Source organism: Chitinophaga pinensis DSM 2588, assembly GCF_000024005.1.
GTDB classification, from domain to species: domain Bacteria; phylum Bacteroidota; class Bacteroidia; order Chitinophagales; family Chitinophagaceae; genus Chitinophaga; species Chitinophaga pinensis.
This window is the reverse complement of the sequence record NC_013132.1, coordinates 4,529,427-4,549,265: the sequence shown is the minus strand read 5'-3', so window position 1 is coordinate 4,549,265 and position 19,839 is coordinate 4,529,427. Positions and strand designations below refer to the sequence as shown.

The 19,839-nt window shown below is 47.0% G+C and carries 1 pseudogene (cut by a window edge); it reads right to left on the bottom strand.

Annotated features, from left to right (window positions below):
* Window positions 1–5 precede the first annotated feature (5 nt).
* Window positions 6–19,839, bottom strand: a pseudogene (locus CPIN_RS39645) (Ig-like domain-containing protein); its annotated part runs 11,775 nt beyond the window's last position; the annotation flags it as partial.

Genomic DNA, 19,839 nt, shown 5'->3' with positions numbered 1-19,839 from the left:
AACTAACGTATTACTGTGATATAATTAACAAACCGCTCGGAATCATTCACAATGACAATGATATAGTAAGTTCCATCCGGTATATTCTCTCCGAAGTGCAGACCGTAGTTGCAGCGGCCATCCCACTCATTGTTATAGTTTGCGTTTTTGTAGACCACATTACCCCAACGGTTATATACTTCAAGGTTGATCCTGTCATTGCCTGCGTTACCGATCACAAACCTGTCGTTCTTACCATCGCCATTTGGAGAGAAGCCTTGTGGTATGCGAATCTTAGTTGGATTCAGCGTTATCGGTGTTGCTTCATTTTCAGAAGGATCTGCGTTGCCGTCAGGATCTGCGTTGAGACCGTTAGTTGATACATCCGTCACCTCGGTGCTGGTTCCTGCGGATGTTGCAGTGGCTGTTGCGCTGTTATTGAATGTACCGAACTGTTTATGCGTGTTTACATTCACGCTGAATCTGATTGTATCGCTTGCGCCTATCGCCAGGGTGCTGTTATCACCGAGCAATGTACTGATGGTACTACCGTTGTATTGGTTATTTGGTCTCAGACTACCTGTAGTCACTACATCACCGGAGATTGTAAATGTATGCGGCGATGGGAATGTATTCAACAGGTTATCTTCTACCTGTACGCTGTTCAGTATTTCATTACCCAGGTTAGTCACTACGAATGTGTAGGTCACGGTGTAATTACCATTGAGTTCCAGTACAGGTTCAGCTGCTGCTTTCGCTATACCAATCACCGGTCTGTCGTTCGGACCGGACACATTGAAGATCCCTATACCGGTGTCACAGAGACTTGGCGTACCGTTATCACAAACTTTGTAGATCAGGCTGTCTGTTCCGGAGAAGTCTGTGTTTGGCGAGTATTCGAAGCTACCATCTGCGTTCAGTGTAATCACACCGTGAGTGGTTGCTCTGATCAGGCTGACAGTCAGCGGATCTCCATCCGGATCACTAATCACAGGTTTCACGCTACCAGCAATAGGTGTATTGATCTCTACTCGGATAATTTCAATATTCGCTACTGGCGGATCATTCTGTGGTATGATGGTAATTCTCAGGACAGCGGTATCACAACGAGATGGACTGCCATTATCACATACCTGGTAGATTACACTGTCTGCACCATTATAGTTCGTGTTTGGTGTGTAAGTGAATCTACCATCTGCGTTGAGAACGATCGTGCCATTTACCGGACCAGTTATAACACTTGCAGTCAGGGCATCACCTTCAGGATCGGTATCGTTGGTCAGTACATTACCTGTAGCTACCTCGTCTTCGTTGATTGTTACTGCATCATCTGTTGCGATTGGTGCTTCGTTACCAGGTATTACGGTGATTCTGATAATAGCGGTATCACAGAGGTTGTCGGTATCACAGATTCTATAAACCATACTATCAGGGCCTTCGTAATCCGGATTTGGCGTGTAAGTAAATGTACCATCGGCGTTGAAGACAACTGTACCATTTACCGGCGCTGTTACCAATGTTGCAGTCAGCTTATCACCATCAGGATCGTAATCATTCGCCAGGGCATTACCATCCGTTGGCGTATCTTCTACTACTGTCAGGTAATCTGCTTCTGCTACCGGTGCGTCGTAACCAGGCACGATGGTGATAATAATCAGTGCTGTATCGCAGAGACTAGGTGTACCGTTATCACATACGCGGTAGGTCACCGTATCCATGCCGTTGTAGTTTGCATTCGGCGTATATGTGAAGCTACCATCTGCGTTGAGGACGATTGTACCATGTGCTGGTCCTGCCACTACACTTGCACTCAGGGCATCATTTTCAGGATCACTGTCATTAGTCAGGACATTACCATTTTGCGGCTGATCTTCTGTTACAGTAATGATGTCATTTACAGCGACAGGCGCATCATTCACAGCAAGGATATTGAACCTTACGACTGCTGTATCACACAATGCAGGTGTACCATTATCACAGATCTTATAGACCATGCTGTCAGCACCATTGAAGTTTGGATTTGGTGTGTAAGTAAAGCTACCGTCTGCATTGAGGACAAATGTACCATTTACCGGTGCTGTTATCAGACTGGCCGTCAGCGGATCTCCATCAGGGTCACTATCGTTTGTCATGACATTACCGGTAGCAGTTTCGTCCTCCATCAGCTCAACAGCATCATCTACGGCGATCGGTTTATCGTTGACAGGTGTCACAGTGATTCTCAGGATCGCGGTGTCACAGAGGCTTGGTGTGCCATTGTCACATACGCGGTATATCACGCTGTCCAGACCATTGTAATTCGCGTTCGGCGTATATGTGAAGCTACCGTCGGCGTTCAGCACGATGGTGCCATTTACCGGGCCAGTTACCACACTTGCACTCAGGGCGTCGCCTTCTGGATCGCTGTCGTTGGTCAGCACGTTACCTGTACCGGTCTGGTCTTCTACGACTGTCAGCGGATCATCTACGGCTGTTGGTGCATCATTTACCGAAGTGACAGTGATTCTCAGTATCGCGGTATCACAGAGGCTTGGTGTACCGTCGTCGCAGATGCGGTATATCAGACTATCCAGACCATTGAAGTTTGAGTTTGGCGTATATGTGAAGCTACCATCGGCGTTCAGCACTATTGTACCATTGACAGGGCCCGTTACCACACTTGCACTCAGGGCGTCGCCGTCCGGGTCGGTGTCATTAGTGAGGACATTACCTGTGCCGGTCTGATCTTCTACAACTGTCATTGCATCATCCACCGCTACTGGTTTATCGTTAGCCGGTGTTACCGTGATTCTCAATATCGCGGTGTCACACAGACTTGGTGTACCATTATCACATACGCGGTATATTACACTATCCAGACCATTGTAATTCGCGTTCGGCGTATATGTGAAGCTACCGTCGGCGTTCAGCACTATGGTACCATTGACAGGGCCAGCTACCACACTTGCACTCAGGACATCTCCTTCCGGATCGGTATCGTTGGTCAATACGTTACCTGTACCGATCTGGTCTTCTACGACTGTCAGCTGATCATCTACGGCTACCGGTGCGTCATTAGCTGGTGTCACGGTGATTCTCAGGACAGCGGTATCACAGAGGCTTGGTGTACCATTATCACATACGCGGTAGATTATGCTATCTAAACCACTGTAGTTTGTATTCGGGGTGTATGTGAAGCTACCGTCGGTGTTCAGCGCTATTGTACCATTTATTGGACCTTTTACTACGCTCGCGCTCAGGGCATCTCCTTCTGGATCACTGTCATTAGTCAATACATTGCCTGTGCCGATCTGGTCTTCTATTACGGTGATGACGTCATCTACCGCTACTGGTTTATCATTAGCCGGTGTTACCGTGATTCTCAATATCGCAGTATCACACAGACTTGGTGTACCGTTATCACATACTTGATATACCATGCTATCAAGACCATTGTAGTTCGCATTTGGTGTATATGTGAAGCTACCATCTGCGTTCAGAACCACTGTACCATTCACCGGAGCAGTTACCAGACTTGCGGTCAGGCTGTTACCTTCTGGATCAGTGTCATTGGTCAATACATTACCTGTACCGATCTGGTCTTCTACAACTGTCAACTGATCATCTGCGGCTACCGGTGCGTCATTAGCTGGTGTTACTGTGATGCGTAAGATCGCTGTGTCACACAGACTTGGTGTACCGTTATCACACACTTGATATACCAGGCTATCAAGACCACTGTAGTTCGCATTTGGTATGTAGGTGAAGCTACCGTCGGAATTCAGTACTACTGTACCGTTTACTGGGGCAGTCACCAGACTAGCCGTCAGGCTGTTGCCTTCTGGATCTGTGTCATTAGCTAATACATTACCTGTACCGATCTGGTCTTCTACAACTGTCAACTGATCATCTACGGCTATTGGTGCGTCGTTAACTGGTGTTACTGTGATGCGTAAGATCGCTGTGTCACACAAACTTGGTGTACCGTTATCACATACGCGGTAGATTATGCTATCCAGACCACTGTAGTTCGCATTTGGTGTATAGGTGAAGCTGCCATCTGCATTCAGTACTACTGTACCGTTTACTGGGGCAGTTACCAGACTTGCCGTCAGGCTGTTGCCCTCTGGATCGGTGTCATTGTTCAATACATTACCTGTGCCGATCTGGTCTTCTATAACTGTCAGCTGATCGTCTACGGCTATTGGTGCATCGTTAGCTGCGGTTACTGTGATGCGTAAGATCGCTGTGTCACAAAGGCTTGGTGTACCGTTATCACATACTTGATATACAAGGCTGTCAAGACCACTGTAGTTCGCATTTGGTGTGTAGGTGAAGCTACCGTCGGCATTCAGTACTACTGTACCGTTTACTGGGGCAGTCACCAGACTTGCCGTCAGGCTGTTGCCTTCTGGATCTGTGTCATTGGTCAATACATTGCCTGTGCCGATCTGGTCTTCTATAACTGTCAGCTGATCGTCTACGGCTATTGGTGCATCGTTAGCTGGTGTTACTGTGATACGCAGGATTGCAGTGTCACACAGACTTGGTGTACCATTGTCACATACTTGATATACAAGGCTGTCAAGACCACTGTAGTTCGCATTTGGTGTGTATGTGAAGCTACCGTCCGCGTTCAGTACTACTGTACCGTTTACTGGAGCAGTCACCAGACTTGCGGTCAGGCTGTTACCTTCTGGATCAGTGTCATTGGTCAATACATTGCCTGTACCGATCTGGTCTTCTACAACTGTCAACTGATCATCTGCGGCTATTGGTGCATCGTTAGCTGGTGTTACTGTGATACGCAGGATTGCGGTATCACACAGACTTGGCGTACCGTTATCACATACCTGGTACACAAGACTATCCGAACCACTGTAGTTCGCATTTGGTGTATAGGTGAAGCTGCCATCTGCCTTGAGCACCACTGTACCATTCACTGGGGCAGTCACCAGACTTGCCGTCAGGCTGTTACCTTCTGGATCTGTGTCATTAGCTAATACATTACCTGTACCGATCTGGTCTTCTACAACTGTCAACTGATCATCTGCGGCTATTGGTGCATCGTTAGCTGGTGTTACTGTGATGCGTAAGATCGCTGTGTCACACAGACTTGGTGTACCGTTATCACATACTTGATATACAAGGCTATCAAGACCACTGTAGTTCGCATTTGGTGTATAGGTGAAGCTACCGTCGGCATTCAGCACTACTGTGCCGTTTACTGGAGCTGTCACCAGAATTGCGGTCAGGCTGTTGCCTTCTGGATCGGTGTCATTGGTCAATACATTGCCTGTGCCGATCTGGTCTTCTATAACTGTCAGCTGATCATCTACGGCTATCGGTGCGTCATTAGCCGCAGTTACTGTGATGCGCAGGATTGCGGTATCACACAGACTTGGCGTACCGTTATCACATACCTGATATACAAGGCTGTCAAGACCACCGTAGTTCGCATTTGGTGTGTAGGTGAAGCTACCGTCTGCGTTGAGCACCACTGTACCATTCACTGGGGCAGTCACCAGACTTGCCGTCAGGCTGTTGCCTTCTGGATCTGTGTCATTAGCCAATACATTGCCTGTACCGATCTGGTCTTCTACAACTGTCAACTGATCATCTGCGGCTATTGGTGCATCGTTAGCTGCGGTTACTGTGATGCGTAAGATCGCTGTGTCACACAGACTTGGTGTACCGTTATCACATACTTGATATACCAGGCTATCAAGACCACTGTAGTTCGCATTTGGTGTGTATGTGAAGCTACCGTCTGCATTCAGTACTACTGTACCGTTTACTGGGGCAGTCACCAGACTTGCCGTCAGGCTGTTACCTTCTGGATCTGTGTCATTGGTCAATACATTACCTGTACCGATCTGGTCTTCTATAACTGTCAGCTGATCATCTACGGCTATTGGTACGTCATTAGCGGCAGTTACTGTGATTCTCAGGATTGCGGTATCACACAGACTTGGTGTACCGTTATCACATACCTGGTACACAAGACTATCCCAACCATTGTAGTTCGCATTTGGTGTGTAGGTAAAGCTGCCATCTGCGTTCAGAACCACTGTACCATTTACCGGAGCAGTTACCAGACTTGCACTCAAAGCATCTCCCTCTGGATCTGTATCATTAGTCAACACATTGCCAGTCGCTGGGACATCTTCGGTTACTGTCTCATTATCATCTACTGCCACCGGTGCGTCGTTAGCCGCAGTTACTGTGATTCTCAGGATTGCGGTATCGCACAGACTTGGCGTACCATTGTCACATACTTGATAAACCAGGCTATCAAGACCATTGTAGTTCGCATTTGGTGTGTAGGTGAAGCTGCCATCTGCGTTCAGTACTACTGTACCGTTTACTGGAGCAGTCACCAAACTTGCACTCAAGGCATCTCCTTCTGGATCGGTATCATTTGTCAACACATTGCCAGTTGCTGGTACATCTTCTGTCACTGTCACATTATCATCTACTGCCACCGGCGCATCGTTAGCCGCAGTTACCGTGATTCTCAGAACTGCGGTATCACACAGACTTGGCGTACCGTTGTCACATACCTGATATACAAGACTATCCAAACCATTGTAGTTCGCATTTGGTGTGTAGGTGAAGCTGCCATCTGCGTTCAGTACTACTGTACCGTTCACCGGAGCTGTCACGAGACTTGCGCTCAAAGCATCTCCCTCTGGATCTGTATCATTAGTCAACACATTGCCAGTCGCTGGGACATCTTCGGTTACTGTCACATTATCATCTACTGCCACCGGTGCGTCGTTAGCCGCAGTTACTGTGATTCTCAGGATTGCGGTATCGCACAGACTTGGCGTACCATTGTCACATACCTGATATACAAGACTATCAAGACCATTGTAGTTCGCATTTGGTGTGTAGGTGAAGCTGCCATCGGCATTCAATACAACTGTACCATTCACCGGAGCAGTTACCAAACTTGCACTAAGGCTGTTACCTTCTGGATCAGTGTCATTGGTCAATACATTACCGCTACCTGTCTGGTCTTCTACAACAGTCAGCTGGTCATCTACGGCTATTGGTACATCGTTAACCGGATTAATAGTAAATCTTGCTACTGCTGTATCACACAGACTTGGCGTACCGTTATCACATACTTGATAAACCAGGCTATCAAGACCATTGTAGTTCGCATTTGGTGTATAGGTGAAGTTACCATCTGCATTCAGCACCACTGTACCGTTCACAGGGGCAGTTACCAGACTTGCGGTCAGGCTGTTGCCTTCTGGATCTGTGTCATTGGTCAATACATTGCCTATACCGATCTGGTCTTCTATAACTGTCAGCTGATCATCTACGGCTATCGGTGCGTCATTAGCGGCAGTTACTGTGATTCTCAGGATTGCGGTATCACACAGACTTGGCGTACCGTTATCACATACCTGGTACACAAGACTATCCGAACCACTGTAGTTCGCATTTGGTGTATAGGTGAAGCTGCCATCTGCGTTGAGCACCACTGTACCATTCACTGGGGCAGTCACCAGACTTGCCGTCAGGCTGTTGCCTTCTGGATCTGTGTCATTAGCCAATACATTGCCTGTACCGATCTGGTCTTCTACAACTGTCAACTGATCATCTGCGGCTATTGGTGCATCGTTAGCTGCGGTTACTGTGATGCGTAAGATCGCTGTGTCACACAGACTTGGTGTACCGTTATCACATACTTGATATACCAGGCTATCAAGACCACTGTAGTTCGCATTTGGTGTGTATGTGAAGCTACCGTCTGCATTCAGTACTACTGTACCGTTTACTGGGGCAGTCACCAGACTTGCCGTCAGGCTGTTGCCTTCTGGATCAGTGTCATTGGTCAATACATTACCGCTACCTGTCTGGTCTTCTACAACAGTCAGCTGGTCATCTACGGCTATTGGCGCATCGTTAACCGGATTAATAGTAAATCTTACTACTGCTGTATCACACAGACTTGGCGTACCGTTATCACATACCTGGTACACAAGACTATCCGAACCACTGTAGTTCGCATTTGGTGTATAGGTGAAGCTGCCATCTGCCTTGAGCACCACTGTACCATTCACTGGGGCAGTCACCAGACTTGCCGTCAGGCTGTTGCCTTCTGGATCAGTGTCATTGGTCAATACATTACCTGTACCGATCTGGTCTTCTATAACTGTCAGCTGATCATCTACGGCTATTGGTACGTCATTAGCGGCAGTTACTGTGATTCTCAGGATTGCGGTATCACACAGACTTGGTGTACCGTTATCACATACCTGGTACACAAGACTATCCCAACCATTGTAGTTCGCATTTGGTGTGTAGGTAAAGCTGCCATCTGCGTTCAGAACCACTGTACCATTTACCGGAGCAGTTACCAGACTTGCACTCAAAGCATCTCCCTCTGGATCTGTATCATTAGTCAATACATTGCCGGTCGCTGGCACATCTTCGGTTACTGTCTCATTATCATCTACTGCCACCGGTGCGTCGTTAGCCGCAGTTACTGTGATTCTCAGGATTGCGGTATCGCACAGACTTGGCGTACCATTGTCACATACTTGATAAACCAGGCTATCAAGACCATTGTAGTTCGCATTTGGTGTGTAGGTGAAGCTGCCATCTGCGTTCAGTACTACTGTACCGTTTACTGGAGCAGTCACCAAACTTGCACTCAAGGCATCTCCTTCTGGATCGGTATCATTTGTCAACACATTGCCAGTTGCTGGTACATCTTCTGTCACTGTCACATTATCATCTACTGCCACCGGCGCATCGTTAGCCGCAGTTACCGTGATTCTCAGAACTGCGGTATCACACAGACTTGGCGTACCGTTGTCACATACCTGATATACAAGACTATCCAAACCATTGTAGTTCGCATTTGGTGTGTAGGTGAAGCTGCCATCTGCGTTCAGTACTACTGTACCGTTCACCGGAGCTGTCACGAGACTTGCGCTCAAAGCATCTCCCTCTGGATCTGTATCATTAGTCAACACATTGCCAGTCGCTGGGACATCTTCGGTTACTGTCACATTATCATCTACTGCCACCGGTGCGTCGTTAGCCGCAGTTACTGTGATTCTCAGGATTGCGGTATCGCACAGACTTGGCGTACCATTGTCACATACCTGATATACAAGACTATCAAGACCATTGTAGTTCGCATTTGGTGTGTAGGTGAAGCTGCCATCGGCATTCAATACAACTGTACCATTCACCGGAGCAGTTACCAAACTTGCACTAAGGCTGTTACCTTCTGGATCAGTGTCATTGGTCAATACATTACCGCTACCTGTCTGGTCTTCTACAACAGTCAGCTGGTCATCTACGGCTATTGGCGCATCGTTAACCGGATTAATAGTAAATCTTGCTACTGCTGTATCACACAGACTTGGCGTACCGTTATCACATACTTGATAAACCAGGCTATCAAGACCATTGTAGTTCGCATTTGGTGTATAGGTGAAGTTACCATCTGCATTCAGCACCACTGTACCGTTCACAGGGGCATTTACCAGACTTGCGGTCAGGCTGTTACCTTCTGGATCGGTGTCATTAGTCAATACATTGCCGGTACCGATCTGGTCTTCTATGACTGTCAGCTGATCATCTACAGCTACCGGTGCGTCATTAGCTGGTGTTACTGTGATTCTCAGGATTGCGGTATCGCACAGACTTGGCGTACCGTTATCACATACCTGATATACAAGACTATCAAGACCATTGTAGTTCGTATTTGGTGTGTAGATGAAGCTACCATCTGCATTCAGTACTACTGTACCGTTCACTGGGGCTGTTACCAGACTTGCACTCAAAGCATCTCCCTCTGGATCTGTATCATTAGTCAACACATTGCCAGTCGCTGGGACATCTTCGGTTACTGTCACATTATCATCTACTGCCACCGGTGCGTCGTTAGCCGCAGTTACTGTGATTCTCAGGATTGCTGTGTCACACAGACTTGGTGTACCGTTATCACATACTTGATATACCAGGCTATCAAGACCACTGTAGTTCGCATTTGGTGTGTATGTGAAGCTACCGTCTGCATTCAGTACTACTGTACCGTTTACTGGAGCAGTCACCAAACTTGCACTCAAAGCATCTCCTTCTGGATCGGTGTCATTGGTTAACACATTACCGCTACCTGTCTGGTCTTCTATGACGGTCAGTTGGTCATCTGCGGCTATTGGCGCATCGTTAACCGGATTAATAGTAAATCTTACTACTGTGGTATCACACAGGCTTGGCGTACCGTTGTCACATACTTGATATATAAGACTATCCAAACCATTGTAGTTCGCATTTGGTGTATAGGTGAAGCTGCCATCGGCGTTCAGTACTACCGTACCGTTCACTGGGGCTGTTACCAGACTTGCGCTCAAAGCATCTCCCTCTGGATCGGTATCATTAGTCAATACATTGCCGGTCGCTGGCACATCTTCGGTTACTGTCTCATTATCATCTACTGCCACCGGTGCGTCGTTAGCGGCAGTTACTGTAATTCTCAATATAGCAGTATCACACAGACTTGGTGTACCGTTATCACATACTTGATAAACCAGGCTATCCAAACCATTGTAGTTCGCATTTGGTGTATAGGTGAAGCTACCATCTGCATTCAGCACCACTGTACCGTTCACAGGGGCAGTTACCAGACTTGCGCTCAAAGCATCTCCTTCTGGATCGTTGTCATTAGTCAATACATTGCCAGTTGCTGGTACATCTTCTGTCACTGTCACATTATCATCTACTGCCACCGGCGCATCGTTAGCCGCAGTTACCGTAATTCTCAGAACTGCGGTATCACACAGACTTGGCGTACCGTTGTCACATACCTGGTACACAAGACTATCCAAACCATTGTAGTTCGCATTTGGTGTGTATGTGAAGCTACCGTCTGCATTCAGTACTACTGTACCGTTCACCGGAGCTGTCACGAGACTTGCGCTCAAAGCATCTCCCTCTGGATCTGTATCATTAGTCAATACATTGCCGGTTGCTGGCACATCTTCGGTCACTGTTACATTATCATCTATTGCCACTGGTGCGTCGTTAGCCGCCGTTACTGTGATTCTCAGGATTGCGGTATCGCACAGACTTGGCGTACCGTTATCACATACCTGATATACAAGACTATCCAAACCATTGTAGTTCGCATTTGGTGTGTAGGTGAAGCTACCATCGGCATTCAGTACTACTGTACCGTTTACTGGAGCAGTCACCAAACTTGCCGTCAAGGCATCTCCTTCTGGATCGGTGTCATTGGTTAACACATTACCGCTACCTGTCTGGTCTTCTATGACGGTCAGCTGGTCATCTGCAGCTATTGGCGCATCGTTAACCGGATTAACAGTAAATCTTACTACTGCGGTATCGCAAAGGCTTGGCGTACCGTTATCACATACCTGATAAACAAGACTATCCAGACCATTGTAGTTCGCATTTGGCGTGTAGGTGAAGCTGCCATCTGCGTTCAGTACTACCGTACCGTTTACTGGAGCAGTCACCAGACTTGCGCTCAAAGCATCTCCCTCTGGATCGGTATCATTAGTCAATACATTGCCGGTCGCTGGCACATCTTCGGTTACTGTCTCATTATCATCTACTGCCACCGGTGCGTCGTTAGCGGCAGTTACTGTAATTCTCAATATAGCAGTATCACACAGACTTGGTGTACCGTTATCACATACTTGATAAACCAGGCTATCCAAACCATTGTAGTTCGCGTTTGGTGTATAGGTGAAGCTACCATCTGCATTCAGCACCACTGTACCGTTCACAGGGGCAGTTACCAGACTTGCGCTCAAAGCATCTCCTTCTGGATCGTTGTCATTAGTCAATACATTGCCGGTCGCTGGAACATCTTCGGTTACTGTCACATTATCATCCACTGCCACCGGTGCGTCGTTAGCGGCAGTTACTGTAATTCTCAATATAGCAGTATCACACAGACTTGGTGTACCGTTATCACATACTTGATAAACCAGGCTATCAAGACCATTGTAGTTCGTATTTGGTGTATAGGTGAAGCTACCATCTGCATTCAGCACCACTGTACCGTTCACTGGGGCTGTTACCAGACTTGCACTCAAAGCATCTCCCTCTGGATCTGTATCATTAGTCAACACATTGCCGGTCGCTGGGACATCTTCGGTTACTGTCACATTATCATCTACTGCCAACGGTGCGTCGTTAGCCGCAGTTAATGTGATTCTCAGGATTGCGGTATCGCACAGACTTGGCGTACCATTGTCACATACTTGATAAACCAGGCTATCAAGACCATTGTAGTTCGCATTTGGTGTGTAGGTGAAGCTGCCATCTGCGTTCAGTACTACTGTACCGTTTACTGGAGCAGTCACCAAACTTGCACTCAAAGCATCTCCTTCTGGATCGGTGTCATTGGTTAACACATTACCGCTACCTGTCTGGTCTTCTATGACGGTCAGTTGGTCATCTGCGGCTATTGGCGCATCGTTAACCGGATTAATAGTAAATCTTACTACTGCGGTATCACACAGGCTTGGCGTACCGTTGTCACATACTTGATATATAAGACTATCCAAACCATTGTAGTTCGCATTTGGTGTGTAGGTGAAGCTGCCATCTGCGTTCAGTACTACTGTACCGTTCACCGGAGCTGTCACGAGACTTGCGCTCAAAGCATCTCCCTCTGGATCGGTGTCATTAGTCAATACATTGCCGGTTGCTGGGATATCTTCGGTTACTGTCACATTATCATCTACTGCCACCGGTGCGTCGTTAGCCGCAGTTACTGTGATTCTCAGGATTGCGGTATCGCACAGACTTGGCGTACCATTGTCACATACTTGATAAACCAGGCTATCAAGACCATTGTAGTTCGCATTTGGTGTGTAGGTGAAGCTGCCATCTGCGTTAAGTACTACTGTACCGTTTACTGGAGCAGTCACCAAACTTGCACTCAAAGCATCTCCTTCTGGATCGGTGTCATTAGTCAACACATTGCCAGTCGCTGGGACATCTTCGGTTACTGTCACATTATCATCTACTGCCACCGGTGCGTCGTTAGCCGCTGTTACCGTGATTCTCAGGATTGCGGTATCGCAAAGGCTTGGCGTACCGTTATCACATACCTGATAAACAAGACTATCCAGACCATTGTAGTTCGCATTTGGCGTGTAGGTGAAGCTACCATCTGCGTTCAGTACTACTGTACCGTTCACTGGGGCTGTTACCAGACTTGCACTCAAAGCATCTCCCTCTGGATCTGTATCATTAGTCAATACATTGCCGGTTGCTGGGATATCTTCGGTTACTGTCACATTATCATCTACTGCCACCGGTGCGTCGTTAGCCGCCGTTACTGTGATTCTCAGGATTGCGGTATCGCACAGACTTGGCGTACCATTGTCACATACCTGATATACAAGACTATCAAGACCATTGTAGTTCGCATTTGGTGTGTAGGTGAAGCTGCCATCGGCATTCAATACAACTGTACCATTCACCGGAGCAGTTACCAAACTTGCACTAAGGCTGTTACCTTCTGGATCAGTGTCATTGGTCAATACATTACCGCTACCTGTCTGGTCTTCTACAACAGTCAGCTGGTCATCTACGGCTATTGGCGCATCGTTAACCGGATTAATAGTAAATCTTACTACTGCTGTATCACACAGACTTGGCGTACCGTTATCACATACTTGATAAACCAGGCTATCAAGACCATTGTAGTTCGCATTTGGTGTATAGGTGAAGTTACCATCTGCATTCAGCACCACTGTACCGTTCACAGGGGCAGTTACCAGACTTGCGGTCAGGCTGTTACCTTCTGGATCGGTGTCATTAGTCAATACATTGCCGGTACCGATCTGGTCTTCTATGACTGTCAGCTGATCATCTACAGCTACCGGTGCGTCATTAGCTGGTGTTACTGTGATTCTCAGGATTGCAGTATCGCACAGACTTGGTGTACCGTTATCACATACCTGGTACACCAGGCTATCCAAACCATTGTAGTTCGCATTTGGTGTATAGGTGAAGCTACCATCTGCATTCAATACAACTGTACCATTCACCGGAGCAGTTACCAAACTTGCGCTCAGACTGTTACCTTCTGGGTCGCTATCATTAGTTAACACATTGCCGCTACCTGTCTGGTCTTCTACAACTGTCAGTTGGTCATCTACAGCTATTGGTGCATCGTTAACCGGATTAATAGTAAATCTTACCACGGCTGTATCGCAAAGGCTTGGCGTACCGTTATCACATACCTGATAAACAAGACTATCAAGACCATTGTAGTTCGCATTTGGTGTATAGGTGAAGCTGCCATCTGCGTTCAGTACTACTGTACCGTTTACTGGGGCAGTTACCAGACTTGCGGTCAGGCTGTTACCTTCTGGATCTGTGTCATTGGTCAATACATTACCTGTACCGATCTGGTCTTCTATAACTGTCAGCTGATCATCTACGGCTATTGGTACGTCATTAGCGGCAGTTACTGTGATTCTAAGGATTGCGGTATCGCACAGACTTGGTGTACCGTTATCACATACCTGATACACAAGACTATCCAAACCATTGTAGTTCGCATTTGGTGTGTAGGTGAAGCTGCCATCTGCATTCAGTGCTACTGTACCGTTTACTGGGGCAGTTACCAAACTTGCACTAAGGCTGTTACCTTCTGGATCAGTGTCATTGGTCAATACATTGCCGGTCGCTGGGACATCTTCGGTTACTGTCACATTATCATCTACTGCCACCGGTGCGTCGTTAGCCGCAGTTACTGTGATTCTCAGGATTGCGGTATCGCACAGACTTGGCGTACCATTGTCACATACCTGATATACAAGACTATCAAGACCATTGTAGTTCGCATTTGGTGTGTAGGTGAAGCTGCCATCGGCATTCAGTACTACTGTACCGTTTACTGGGGCAGTTACCAAACTTGCACTAAGGCTGTTACCTTCTGGATCAGTGTCATTAGTCAATACATTGCCGGTTGCTGGAACATCTTCGGTCACTGTTACATTATCATCCACTGCCACCGGCGCATCGTTAGCCGCCGTTACCGTGATTCTCAGGATTGCGGTATCACACAGACTTGGCGTACCGTTGTCACATACCTGATATACAAGACTATCCAAACCATTGTAGTTCGCATTTGGTGTGTAGGTGAAGCTGCCTTCTGCGTTCAGTACTACCGTACCGTTTACTGGAGCAGTCACCAAACTTGCCGTCAAGGCATCTCCTTCTGGATCGGTGTCATTGGTTAACACATTACCGCTACCTGTCTGGTCTTCTATGACGGTCAGCTGGTCATCTGCGGCTATTGGCGCATCGTTAACCGGATTAACAGTAAATCTTACTACTGCGGTATCGCAAAGGCTGGGCGTACCGTTATCACATACCTGATATACAAGACTATCCAGACCATTGTAGTTCGCATTTGGTGTATAGGTGAAGCTACCATCTGCGTTCAGTACTACCGTACCGTTCACAGGGGCAGTTATCAGACTTGCACTCAAAGCATCTCCCTCTGGATCGGTGTCATTAGTCAATACATTGCCGGTCGCCGGCACATCTTCGGTTACTGTTACATTATCATCCACTGCCACCGGTGCGTCGTTAGCCGCCGTTACCGTGATTCTCAGGATTGCGGTATCGCACAGACTTGGTGTACCGTTATCACATACCTGATAAACCAGGCTATCCAAACCATTATAGTTTGCATTTGGTGCATACGTGAAGCTACCGTCGGCGTTCAGCACGATCGTTCCGTTCACTGGCGCTGTTACCAGCGAAGCCGTCAACGTATTATCCTCTACATCTGTATCATTGGTCAATACATTGCCTGTCGCTGGTACATCTTCGGTTACGGTCACATTATCATCCACAGCTACCGGTGCGTCATTCACCGCATTTACTGTAAATCTTACAACAGCACTATCACAAAGACTAGGTACACCATTGTCACATACCTGGTAAACCAGGCTATCCAAACCATTGTAGTTCGCATTTGGTGTATACGTGAAGCTACCATCGGCGTTAAGTACGATCGTACCATTTACAGGTGCGGTAACCAATGAAGCCGTCAAGGTATTACCTTCTACATCCGTATCATTAGTCAATACATTGCCTGTCGCTGGTACATCCTCTGTCACTGTTACATTATCATCCACAGCTACCGGTGCATCATTCACCGCATTTACTGTAAATCTTACCACAGTACTATCACACAGGCTTGGTACGCCATTGTCACATACCTGGTAAACCAAGCTATCCAAACCATTGTAGTTCGCATTTGGTGTATACGTGAAGCTACCATCGGCGTTAAGTACGATCGTACCATTTACAGGTGCGGTTACCAGTGAAGCCGTCAAGGTATTACCTTCTACATCCGTATCATTAGTTAATACATTGCCTGTCGCTGGTACATCCTCTGCCACTGTTACATTATCATCCACAGCTACCGGTGCGTCATTCACCGCATTTACCGTAAATCTCACTACGGCACTATCACAAAGGCTTGGGAAGCCATTGTCACATACCTGGTAAACCAGGCTATCTAAACCATTATAGTTCGCATTCGGCGTATAGGTGAAGCTACCATCTGCATTCAGCACGATCGTTCCGTTCACTGGTGCTGTTACCAGCGAAGCCGTCAGCGTATTACCCTCTACATCTGTATCATTCGTCAATACATTGCCTGTCGCTGGTACATCCTCGGTTACGGTCACATTATCATCAACTGCTACCGGTGCGTCATTCACCGCATTTACTGTAAATCTTACCACAGCACTATCACAAAGACTAGGTACACCATTGTCACATACCTGGTAAACCAGGCTATCTAAACCATTATAGTTCGCATTCGGCGTATAGGTGAAGCTACCATCTGCATTCAGCACGATCGTTCCGTTCACTGGTGCTGTTACCAGCGAAGCCGTCAGCGTATTACCCTCTACATCTGTATCATTCGTCAATACATTGCCTGTCGCTGGTACATCCTCGGTTACGGTCACATTATCATCAACTGCTACCGGTGCGTCATTCACCGCATTTACTGTAAATCTTACCACAGCACTATCACAAAGACTAGGTACACCATTGTCACATACCTGGTAAACCAAGCTATCCAAACCATTATAGTTTGCATTCGGTGTATACGTGAAGCTACCATCTGCGTTCAGTACGATCGTTCCGTTCACTGGTGCTGTTACCAGCGAAGCCGTCAACGTATTACCCTCTACATCTGTATCATTCGTCAATACATTGCCCTGTCGCTGGTACATCCTCGGTTACTGTCACATTATCATCCACGGCTACCGGTGCGTCATTCACCGCATTTACTGTAAATCTTACTACAGCACTATCACAAAGACTAGGTACACCATTGTCACATACCTGGTAAACCAAGCTATCCAAACCATTGTAGTTCGCATTCGGTGTATACGTGAAGCTACCATCGGCGTTAAGTACGATCGTACCATTTACAGGTGCGGTAACCAGTGAAGCTGTCAAAGTATTACCCTCTACATCCGTATCATTAGTCATTACATTGCCTGTCGCTGGTACATCCTCTGTCACTGTTATATTATCATCCACAGCTACCGGTGCATCATTCACCGCATTCACTGTAAATCTTACTATAGCACTATCACACAGAATAGGTACACCATTGTCACATACCTGGTAAACCAAGCTATCCAAACCATTATAATTTGCATTTGGAGTATACGTGAAGCTACCATCCGCATTCAGTACGATCGTTCCATTCACCGGCGCTGTCACCAATGAAGCCGTCAGGGTATTACCCTCTACATCCGTATCATTCGTCAATACATTGCCTGTCGCTGGTACATCCTCTGTCACTGTTACATTATCATCCACAGCTACCGGTGCATCATTCACCGCATTTACTGTAAATCTTACCACAGCACTATCACAAAGACTAGGTACACCATTGTCACATACCTGATAAACCAGGCTATCCAAACCATTATAGTTTGCATTTGGTGTATACGTGAAGCTACCGTCGGCGTTCAGCACGATCGTTCCGTTCACTGGCGCTGTTACCAGTGAAGCCGTCAACGTATTACCCTCTACATCTGTATCATTGGTCAATACATTGCCTGTCGCTGGTACATCTTCGGTTACGGTCACATTATCATCCACAGCTACCGGTGCGTCATTCACCGCATTTACTGTAAATCTTACAACAGCACTATCACAAAGACTAGGTACACCATTGTCACATACCTGATAAACCAGGCTATCCAAACCATTATAGTTTGCATTTGGTGTATACGTGAAGCTACCGTCGGCGTTCAGCACGATCGTTCCGTTCACTGGCGCTGTTACCAGCGAAGCCGTTAGCGTATTACCCTCTACATCCGTATCATTCGTCAACACATTGCCTGTTGCTGGTACGTCCTCGGTTACGGTCACATTATCGTCCACAGCTACCGGTGCGTCATTCACCGCATTTACTGTGAATCTCACTACAGCACTATCACAAAGGCTTGGCACCCCATTGTCACATACCTGGTAAACAAGGCTATCAAGACCATTATAGTTTGCATTTGGTGCATACGTGAAGCTACCATCTGCATTCAGCACGATCGTACCATTTACAGGTGCGGTAACCAGTGAAGCCGTCAGCGTATTACCCTCTACATCCGTATCATTCGTCAGTACATTACCTGTTGCTGGTAAATCTTCTGTCACTGTTATATTATCATCCACAGCTACCGGTGCATCATTCACCGCATTTACTGTAAATCTTACCACAGCACTATCGCAAAGACTTGGTACACCATTGTCACATACCTGGTAAACCAAGCTATCCAAACCATTGTAGTTCGCATTCGGTGTATACGTGAAGCTACCATCGGCGTTAAGTACGATCGTACCATTTACAGGTGCGGTAACCAGTGAAGCTGTCAAAGTATTACCCTCTACATCCGTATCATTAGTCATTACATTGCCTGTCGCTGGTACATCCTCTGTCACTGTTATATTATCATCCACAGCTACCGGTGCATCATTCACCGCATTCACTGTAAATCTTACTATAGCACTATCACACAGACTAGGTACACCATTGTCACATACCTGGTAAACCAAGCTATCCAGACCATTGTAGTTCGCATTCGGTGTATACGTGAAGCTACCATCGGCATTCAGCACGATCGTTCCGTTCACTGGCGCTGTTACCAGCGAAGCCGTCAACGTATTACCCTCTACATCTGTATCATTCGTCAATACATTGCCTGTCGCTGGTACATCCTCGGTTACGGTCACATTATCATCAACTGCTACCGGTGCGTCATTCACCGCATTTACTGTAAATCTTACCACAGCACTATCACAAAGACTAGGTACACCATTGTCACATACCTGGTAAACCAGGCTATCTAAACCATTATAGTTCGCATTCGGCGTATAGGTGAAGCTACCATCTGCGTTCAGCACGATCGTTCCGTTCACTGGCGCTGTTACCAGCGAAGCCGTCAGCGTATTACCCTCTACATCTGTATCATTGGTCAATACATTGCCTGTCGCTGGTACATCTTCGGTTACGGTCACATTATCATCAACTGCTACTGGTGCGTCATTCACCGCATTCACAACAAATCTTACTACAGCGCTGTCGCAAAGGCTTGGCACACCATTGTCACATACTTGATAAACAAGGCTGTCAAGACCATTATAATTTGCATTTGGAGTATAAGTGAAGCTACCATCCGCATTCAGTACGATCGTTCCATTCACCGGCGCTGTCACCAATGAAGCTGTCAGGCTATTACCTTCTACATCTATATCATTCGTCAACACATTTCCCGTAACCGGAACATCTTCCGTAACCACAACAGTATCCGGAATAGCTAC